The organism is Planctomycetota bacterium (assembly GCA_038746835.1).
GTDB lineage: Bacteria > Planctomycetota > Phycisphaerae > Tepidisphaerales > Tepidisphaeraceae > JBCDKH01.
Map to the genome: position 1 here is coordinate 1 of JBCDKH010000176.1, position 7,651 is coordinate 7,651.

At 65.1% G+C, this 7,651-nt stretch carries 8 protein-coding genes; 2 read left to right on the top strand and 6 right to left on the bottom strand.

Annotation, left to right across the window (positions count from 1 at the left end; translation table 11 throughout):
• Positions 1–739 (bottom strand): hypothetical protein (locus AAGI46_13990; protein ID MEM1013317.1); only part of this gene is annotated, 739 nt, incomplete at its 3' end.
• A 132-nt stretch (positions 740–871) separates the two neighbouring features.
• Positions 872–2,278 carry an asparagine--tRNA ligase gene (gene asnS, locus AAGI46_13995; protein ID MEM1013318.1) on the bottom strand — a complete coding sequence of 469 codons (1,407 nt, stop codon included), beginning with the start codon at positions 2,276–2,278 and terminating at the stop codon, positions 872–874.
• Between the two features lie 34 nt (positions 2,279–2,312).
• On the opposite strand from asnS, the gene AAGI46_14000 reads away from it, so the two are divergent.
• The gene (locus AAGI46_14000) at positions 2,313–2,789 is read left to right on the top strand and encodes a nucleoside deaminase (GenBank protein ID MEM1013319.1); all 477 of its coding nucleotides are present in this window, start codon (positions 2,313–2,315) and stop codon (positions 2,787–2,789) included.
• Between the two features lie 163 nt (positions 2,790–2,952).
• On the opposite strand, the gene AAGI46_14005 is transcribed toward AAGI46_14000, so the two are convergent.
• The 3 genes from AAGI46_14005 to AAGI46_14015 all read right to left on the bottom strand — a co-directional run bounded on the left by AAGI46_14005 (position 2,953) and on the right by AAGI46_14015 (position 5,749).
• The gene (locus tag AAGI46_14005; protein MEM1013320.1) at positions 2,953–3,783 is read right to left on the bottom strand and encodes a PEP-CTERM sorting domain-containing protein; all 831 of its coding nucleotides are present in this window, start codon (positions 3,781–3,783) and stop codon (positions 2,953–2,955) included.
• Between the two features lie 344 nt (positions 3,784–4,127).
• Positions 4,128–5,294, bottom strand: a complete 1,167-nt coding sequence (gene rimK, locus AAGI46_14010) for a 30S ribosomal protein S6--L-glutamate ligase (protein MEM1013321.1) — start codon at positions 5,292–5,294, stop codon at positions 4,128–4,130.
• Complete coding sequence (locus AAGI46_14015; GenBank protein MEM1013322.1) at positions 5,294–5,749, bottom strand: RimK/LysX family protein; 456 nt, start codon at positions 5,747–5,749, stop codon at positions 5,294–5,296. The genes rimK and AAGI46_14015 overlap by 1 nt, the downstream gene beginning before the upstream one ends.
• A 53-nt stretch (positions 5,750–5,802) precedes the next feature.
• Here AAGI46_14015 and AAGI46_14020 point away from each other — a divergent pair, with 53 nt between their 5' ends.
• Positions 5,803–7,368: a dockerin type I domain-containing protein gene (locus AAGI46_14020; protein ID MEM1013323.1), complete on the top strand. Its 1,566-nt coding sequence runs from the start codon at positions 5,803–5,805 to the stop codon at positions 7,366–7,368.
• Here AAGI46_14020 and AAGI46_14025 read toward each other — a convergent pair.
• On the bottom strand, positions 7,313–7,651 hold a 339-nt coding region (locus tag AAGI46_14025; protein MEM1013324.1), incomplete at its 5' end, for a hypothetical protein. The genes AAGI46_14020 and AAGI46_14025 overlap by 56 nt on opposite strands.

Genomic DNA, 7,651 nt, shown 5'->3' on the forward strand with positions numbered 1-7,651 from the left:
ACCCGCGGCGTCGGCCGAGGAGGCTGCCGAGGGTGAGGAGGCCGAGCGTCGCGATGCCGGGTTCGGGGACGGAGACGCCCGAGGCTGCGCCGAAGACGTCCCACTCGAGGTCCTGGACCGGTGAGAACGGGGACGGCGCGACAGCTTCGCGAAGCCCGAGGTCGAACGTCAGGCCGTCGAGCACCAGGGCGTCGTCACCGAAATAGTCGACCGAGCCGGTGGCATTCGGGTAGCTGAAGGTGACATCGCCGACGATGTTGTCGAACGACGTCACGACGCCGCCGACGAGGGTGACCGTGCCGGAGATGCCCGAGACTGTCGTCGTGTACGGGCCGGTGCTGAAGGCGTCGAGCAGCGCGTCGTCGTCAGCGACGAAGGGCTGGAAGTTCAAGTTGATCGCGGTCACGGCGAAGGTGCCCGTGCCGCCGACCGGGCCGTCGTAGCTGAGCGTGCCAATGTCGGCCAGATTGCCTTCGAGCGGGAAGACGTCGACAGCTCCGAAGATCGGCGTCAGGCCGTCCGAGTCGTCAAGGTCGGTCACGTCGAAGAAGCCGTCGAGTGCCGGATCGCCATCGCGACCCTGGTCGAGCTGGGCGAAAACGCCGGAACTCCACTCGTACCAGCGGCTTTTGCCGTCGGCGGCGAAATCGAGGTCGACCTCGCTCGCAAAGGCCGACACGGGGACGGCGGCGATGCAGGCGGTCGTAAGGATGAGGCGGGTGCGTCGTTGAAGTGTCATTGATCTCCTGTGGCGAGAACCTAACGAACTCACGACCACGTCTCAAGCTAATTGAGACCGAGTTTCTTTTTTCCATTTGAAGCTCGCACGACACCAACGGCACAGCCCGACCGACCCGCAGACTTCGCCCGGTCAGAACTCCGCATTTCCCGGCACCCGCGGGAACGGGATGACGTCGCGCACGTTCTCCATGCCGGTCGCATACATGATCGTCCGCTCGAAGCCGAGGCCGAAGCCGGCGTGCGGGACGGTGCCGTAGCGGCGGAGGTCGCGGTACCACTGATACGGCTCGGCCTCGATGCCGATTTCGGCCATGCGGGCGTCGAGGATGTCGAGGCGTTCCTCGCGCTGGCTGCCGCCAATGATTTCACCGATGCCGGGGGCCAGCACGTCCATGGCGGCGACGGTTTTGCCGTCGTCGTTCATCCGCATGTAGAAGGCCTTGATGTCCTTCGGGTAGTCGGTGACGACGACCGGCTTCTTGAGGTGCTCTTCGGTCAGCCAGCGTTCGTGCTCGGTCTGCAGGTCCATGCCCCAGGAGACGGGAAACTCGAACTTCTTGCCGCTCTTTTCGAGAGCGGCGATCGCATCGGTGTACGTCATCCGCTCGAAGGAGCTGTCGACAAACGCCTCCAACCTCGCGACCGCCTCTTTGTCGATGCGATCGGCGAAGAACTTCATGTCGTCCGGCCGCTCGTCGAGGAGCTGCTTGAAGATGCTCTTGAGGAACTTCTCCGCCAGGTTCGCGTCGTCGTTCAGGTCGGCGAAGGCGATCTCCGGCTCGATCATCCAGAACTCCGCCAGGTGCCGCGGCGTGTTGCTGTTCTCGGCCCGGAACGTCGGGCCAAACGTGTAGACCTTGGAGAGTGCCAGGCAATAGGCCTCGACGTTGAGCTGCCCGCTCACGGTGAGGTGGGCGGGCTTGCCGAAGAAGTCCTGCTTGTAGTCGACGTCGCCCTGCTCGGTCTTGGGCAAGTTGGCCGCGTCGAGGGTGCTGACGCGGAACATCTGCCCGGCTCCTTCGGCGTCGCTGGTCGTGATGATCGGCGTGTGGATCCAGTAGTAGCCCTCCTCATCGAAGAACCGATGGATCGCCTGACTCAGCGTGTGTCGAACCCGAGCAACCGCACCGATCGTGTTGGTCCGGGGGCGAAGGTGGGCGACTTCGCGCAGGTACTCGAAGCTGTGCCGCTTCGCCGCAATCGGGTAGCTGTCGGGGTCGTCGACCGTGCCGACGACCTCAACGGCGTCGGCTTGGATCTCGAACGCCTGGCCCTTGCCTTGCGATTCGACGAGCTTGCCATCGACCCGAATCGCGCACCCGGCGGTGAGGTGGCGAACGTCGGATTCGTAGTTGTCCAGCGACGACGGCGCGACGACCTGGATCGGGTCGAAGCACGAGCCGTCGTGCAGGTTGATGAACGACAGCCCCGCCTTGGAATCCCGCCGCGTGCGGACCCAGCCTTGGATCGTCACAGGCGAGTCGACCGAGACTTGGCCGCGAAGGAGATCGGAAACGGCACGCGGATCGCTGGGCATTGCCCGCACGGTACAACCCTTGAAAACCTCTCGAATGCACAACCTGTCCGAGTTCGACTCCAAAGGCCTCGCAGCCGCCCTTGCCGCTTGTCGCGAGGGCATGGACGCCGGTCAGGCACCGTTCGGTGCGGCCATCGGCTTGAACGAGACGCTGGTCGCCATCGCGCACAACACGGGCTCGCGCGATCACGATCCGACAGCCCACGCCGAGGTCAACGCGATCCGCCGGGCGTGCTCGACGATCGGCACGACAAAGCTCGACGGTGCGACGCTCTTTTCGTCGTGCGAGCCGTGCCCGATGTGCTTCTCGGCAGCCGTGTTCGCGGGTATCCGCCGCTTCGTCTGGTCGGCGTCGGTCGACGATGCGAAGGCGGCGGGGATGACGAGACTGCAGGTCTCGAACGCCGTGATGATCGAGGCGACGGGCGAGCAGGTGGAAGTGATCGACCGCGTTCGCCACGACGAGGGCGTCGTACTGCTGACAACATGGCGAGCGCGACAGGCGACTTGATTCGTCCGACTTCGGCGTTTTGCGATCGAACTTTAGCAACGCGTGGCCCGCGAAAATACCGCGGCCGTCGCGGTGATCAGGCTTGGTCTGTTGCTGCGTCGGTAATCAAAAAGGCGTCCACCCGTGTCGGGCCGACGCCTTCGGTTCTGAAAGGGCGAGGGACTCAAGCGCGACGACGACGCAGCGCCGTCAGGCCACCCAGGGCGAGCAGTGCCGCACTGGTGGGCTCCGGAACGAGCGTGTTGCCGAAGTTGTCGAACGTGCCGTCGAAGCCACCGACAATGTCGGCACCGGTACCGGTCAGGAAGAGAGCCCCGACGACCGAATCGGCCGACTGGGCGACGCCACTGAGGGCAAAGTTAATCTCCTCACCGCTGAAGACCAGGCTGCCGTCCTTGTAGACGTTGAGCGTGCCGTCAGCGAGCACCTCGGTGCCAAGCTGGAACTCCTCGCCATCGGCGAAGGTGATGATCTCTTCGACGAATGCACCACCGCCACCGACAACTTGCAGGACGTCAATCGTGTTGTCGCTCTGGAACACGAAACGTGTTGCGATCGTCGTGGTGACGTTGTTGCCGAACTCGATTCCGAACGTGTCGGGGCTCGTCGGAAGATCATCGATTCGCACGTCGAAGGTGCTGATGCCGAAACCGGTTGCGCCAGCCGGGCTGATGACCGTGCTGCCAGCCGATAGCGGATTGGGGTTCGCGAGCTGGATCGCAAAGTCACTTCCACCGAGGCCAGGGGTCTCGATGCCCCAGGCGCTGCCGAGGCTCCAGCCGTTAACGTCGGCCACTGCTCCGACCCCGCCGGCCGGGAAGCCGGCTTCGAAGTCCTCGACCGGGGTCGTACGCGGGACAATGCCGCGGTCGATCTGAGCCGAAACGGTGAGGTTCAAAGGCGAAACGGAAGCGACCGTCTCATCGACAGCTGCAGAGGCGATGCCGGCCGTTGCGAGCGTCGCGGCGGTGGCGATAGTCAGGGGACGAATCATGTATTCTCTCTTAAGAACGACGTCGAGCTTGGCCGTGCCCACGACGGGTCGTGCCATTCAACCAGAGTCGACCGGCAATGCCGGAGGCCTCTGAAGCATCGTGTCGGAAAGCGTCGCAACTGCTAGCAGCGTTCCCTGCAGGCGTTCGATCGCTGGATCTCTTCCCGAGACGACCAACGAAAAGTGACGAATCGGCCGGTCGAAGTCAAGCAATTTTCATTTTCGTTCGTGATCGCGACCAGACGCGCGTGCGCCTCCGCCGCCTGGATCATCTGTGCGGATCACCGAAGAATAACAAACCCGCCCATCCACGGGTCTCCGCACCCAGCGCGGTCGACGATCGCCTATGCGGACACCTTTTTCTTCTTCTTCGGCTTCGGCGTGGGGACGAGCGTTTCGAGCGTCATCTGCTTTCCGAAGCAGACCAGCGTGTCGCCTTCGAGAATCTCCCGGCTGCCACGTGGGTTCGGGATCGTCAGCCCTTGCCGCATGATCGACAGGACCAACACATCCCGATCACGCAGGCCCGTGTCAGCGAGTGTCTTGTCGATCAGCTCGCTGCCGGGTGGAACGGGCACCTCTGCAACCGTGTAGCCACTCTTGAGGGTGAGCCGCTGGCGAATGTCGACGTCGGGGAACTTCACCTGCCGCTCGACCTCGGCGATCACCTCGCCGGCGATGTCGAGGCCGGTCGCGCCTTCGATGCCTTCGAGGCCGGGGCTGGAGTTGACTTCCATCACCTCCGGGCCGCCTGCGGCTTCGAGCATGTCGACGCCAGCGACTCGAAGCCCCAGCACCTGAGCCGCGTGCACGGCGGTCCGCTTGTAATCGTCGGGCAGTTCGATCGCCTGTGTCGTGCCGCCGCGGTGGACGTTGCTGCGGAACTCGGTCCCGACGGCACTGCGGCGCATGGCCGCCACGACCTTGTCGCCGACGACGAAGGCGCGGACGTCCTTCCCCTTGCTCTCGGCAACGAACTTTTGGATCAGCACGTTCTGCCGAAGCCCGCTGAACGCCTCGACGATGGCCTCTGCGATCTTCGCCGTCTCAGCCAGGATGACGCCGACACCCTGCGTGCCTTCGAGGAGCTTGATGATGACCGGTGCCCCGCCGACGCGTTCGATGGCGCCGAGGATGTCGCCGCGTTGGTAGACGAAGCTCGTCGGCGGCAGGCCGATGTCGTGGCGGGCGAGGATTTGCAGCGACCGCAGCTTGTCACGGCTGACGCTGATGGCGGCCGACGGGTTGAGGCAGTAGACGCCCATCTGCTCGAAGTGGCGCACGACGGCCGTGCCGTAGAAGGTGACGCTTGCGCCGATGCGAGGAATGACCGCGTCGTAGCTGCTGAGCGGCTTCCCGCGGTAGCTGAGGCTCGGCCTGCGTGGCTCGACTTCGATGGCGAACCGCATGTGGTCGAGCACCTTGACGTCGTGCCCGCGCTCGACGGCCGCCTCGCGGAGGCGTCGGGTGCTGTAGGCCTTGGGGCTGCGGGAGAGGATGCAGAGCTTCATCAGGGTCGCTTTTTCTTCTTGAATGGAGGCCGAGGCAGCAGAAACTCGCGGCCGCTGTCGACGAGGATCGCCCCGGCCAGGGCACGCCTACCCAGCAGGACGCGGTGCAGCATCTTGTGCCGAGAGACCAGGCTCAGCTCGACCGTCCGCTCGACAGGCCCGAGGCGAAGCCGGGTCTCCACGAACAGCCGCTCGGCCCCGTGCCCACTGGCGCTGCGGACGCGTTGCCGGCGTGTGATGTCGTGGACAAACTCGCGCGAAACGTCGCCCGTCCGGCGGTGGAGACGAATGACAAACCGGACCCGGCCATCGTCCAGATCGTCGATCTCAGCACAATCGATTGCACCGGTTGCTGCGCCTGTATCGAGCTTGACGGTCATTCGGCGGACATGCCAGTCCGGAAACGCCGCCTTCTCACGCCAGCCCGCAATCGTCAACGGCACAGAGTCGGGCACGACGTCATGCTACAGCAATCGAACGGTATTGAACCCAAACGCGTAGCCCTGTCATGCCGAATCGCACCCTCCAACTCGTCCCAGTGGTCGTCGGCGTCGCTGCCGGTGTCGCGTCGGCACAGAACTTCACGCACGTCGCTCGCGTCACGATCACCGGCAGCCAGCCGTCGGAGAGCTTCGGCTTCGCGCTCGACGGTGCAGGCGACGTCGATGGCGACGGCTTGGCGGACATCATCGTCGGGGCCGTCGATGCCACGCCCAACGGCCTCCTCAGCGGGGCGGCCCGGGTCTTCTCGGGGCTCGACGGTTCGCTGATCCACGATTTCGAAGGCTCGACTTCGGGCGACCAGTTCGGCTACAGCGTCGCGGGGCTTGGCGACCTCAACGGCGACGGCCGGAGCGATCTGGCGATCGGGGCCGTTGATGCCAACGGCTTCGATGGCACCGTTCGCGTCCACTCCGGCCTGACCGGCAACGTGCTCTTCGAAGTCGACGGTCTGGTGTCGAGCACCGAAGGGCTCGGCTTCTCACTCTCTGCGGCCGGGGACGTCAACAACGACGGCACGCCAGACCTCGTGATCGGCGCGGTGTACGCGAACAACTCGACCGGCCGGGCACGCGTCGTCTCCGGCATCGACGGCTCGACGCTCTACACATACGACGGCCCGTCGCTAGGTGCGTTCTTCGGCGCGTCCGTCTCGGCCGCAGGCGATGTTGACGACGATGGGTACGACGACTTCGCCATCTCTGCCCCGCGATCGACGGCAGAAGGCTTCGACTCTGGCCGCGTCCGCGTCTACTCCGGTCGCACAGGCGGCGTGCTGCGGACACTCGACGGCGTCTCGTACGGCAACACCTCGGGCGAGCAGTTCGGGTTCGCGGTGGACTTGGCGGGCGACGTCGACAACGACGGCACACCGGACCTGGTCATCTCCGCCGTCGACGCCGACATCAATGCCACCAACGCTGGCAATGCCCGCGTCTTTTCGGGAGCGACCGGGGCCGAGCTGTTCGACTTCGAAGGCACCAGCTTCAGCCAGCTCGCCGGTCAGGATGTGGCAGGCGTCGGCGATGTCAACAGCGACGGATTCGACGACGTCATCATCGGCCTTCCGGGCGACACGGCCGACAATCCGTTCGACGGCGGCATTCGCGTGCTGTCGGGAGCGGACGGCTCGATCCTGTACGACTTCCGAGGCGACCAGACCTTCGAGCAGTTCGGCCGAACGGTCGCGGGCGTCGACGACGTCAATGGTGACGGCGTTCCCGACTTCGCCGTTGGTGCTGATCGCGGCGGCATCGTGGAGTCGGGCGACGTCCGCATTTTCATCTCCACGCTCGTCGGCGACGCGAACTTCGACGACACCGTCGACCTGGCCGACTTCGGCATCCTGCGGGCCAACTTCGGCGAAACCGACACGACCTTCGCCGAGGCCGACTTCAATCAGGATGGCACCGTGGACCTGGCGGACTTCGGGCTTCTGCGGGCGAACTTTGGCAGCAGCGTCGGTGCCCGTGACCTGGCGATGATGGACGCCTGGGCCGCGACGGTGCCGGAGCCGGCTATCGCGACGTCGCTGATCGGGTTGCTGGCGTTGCGTCGTCGAGCACGTAGATAACACCGTCGTCACCCGGCTGCCGAGGCAACGCGACAAGGCCAACCAGTTCGGCAAACTGCTCGGGTGGGACGGCACCGTTGTCCTCGCCGTCTCGCTCATCGAGCACGACGAACGCTCCAGCCGTCGTGGCGAAGGCAGTCTGAATGCGATCGAGCTCGTCGGCGCCAGGCGACCAGGTTGTGCCCGGCACTCGCCATCGGACGTAGCCGCCACGGGCGGCGAGGACTTTGGAGTGCTGTCCGTACGACGCGACCCACGCACCGCGCGGCAGCGTCTCGATCAG

Excerpts from the sequence above, each read along its gene's own strand:
- asnS (MEM1013318.1), bottom strand. The coding sequence starts at position 2,278 with ATGCCCAGCGATCCGCGTGCCGTTTCCGATCTCCTTCGCGGCCAAGTC.
- AAGI46_14000 (MEM1013319.1), top strand. The coding sequence starts at position 2,313 with ATGCACAACCTGTCCGAGTTCGACTCCAAAGGCCTCGCAGCCGCCCTT.
- AAGI46_14005 (MEM1013320.1), bottom strand. The coding sequence starts at position 3,783 with ATGATTCGTCCCCTGACTATCGCCACCGCCGCGACGCTCGCAACGGCC.
- rimK (MEM1013321.1), bottom strand. The coding sequence starts at position 5,294 with ATGAAGCTCTGCATCCTCTCCCGCAGCCCCAAGGCCTACAGCACCCGA.
- AAGI46_14020 (MEM1013323.1), top strand. The coding sequence starts at position 5,803 with ATGCCGAATCGCACCCTCCAACTCGTCCCAGTGGTCGTCGGCGTCGCT.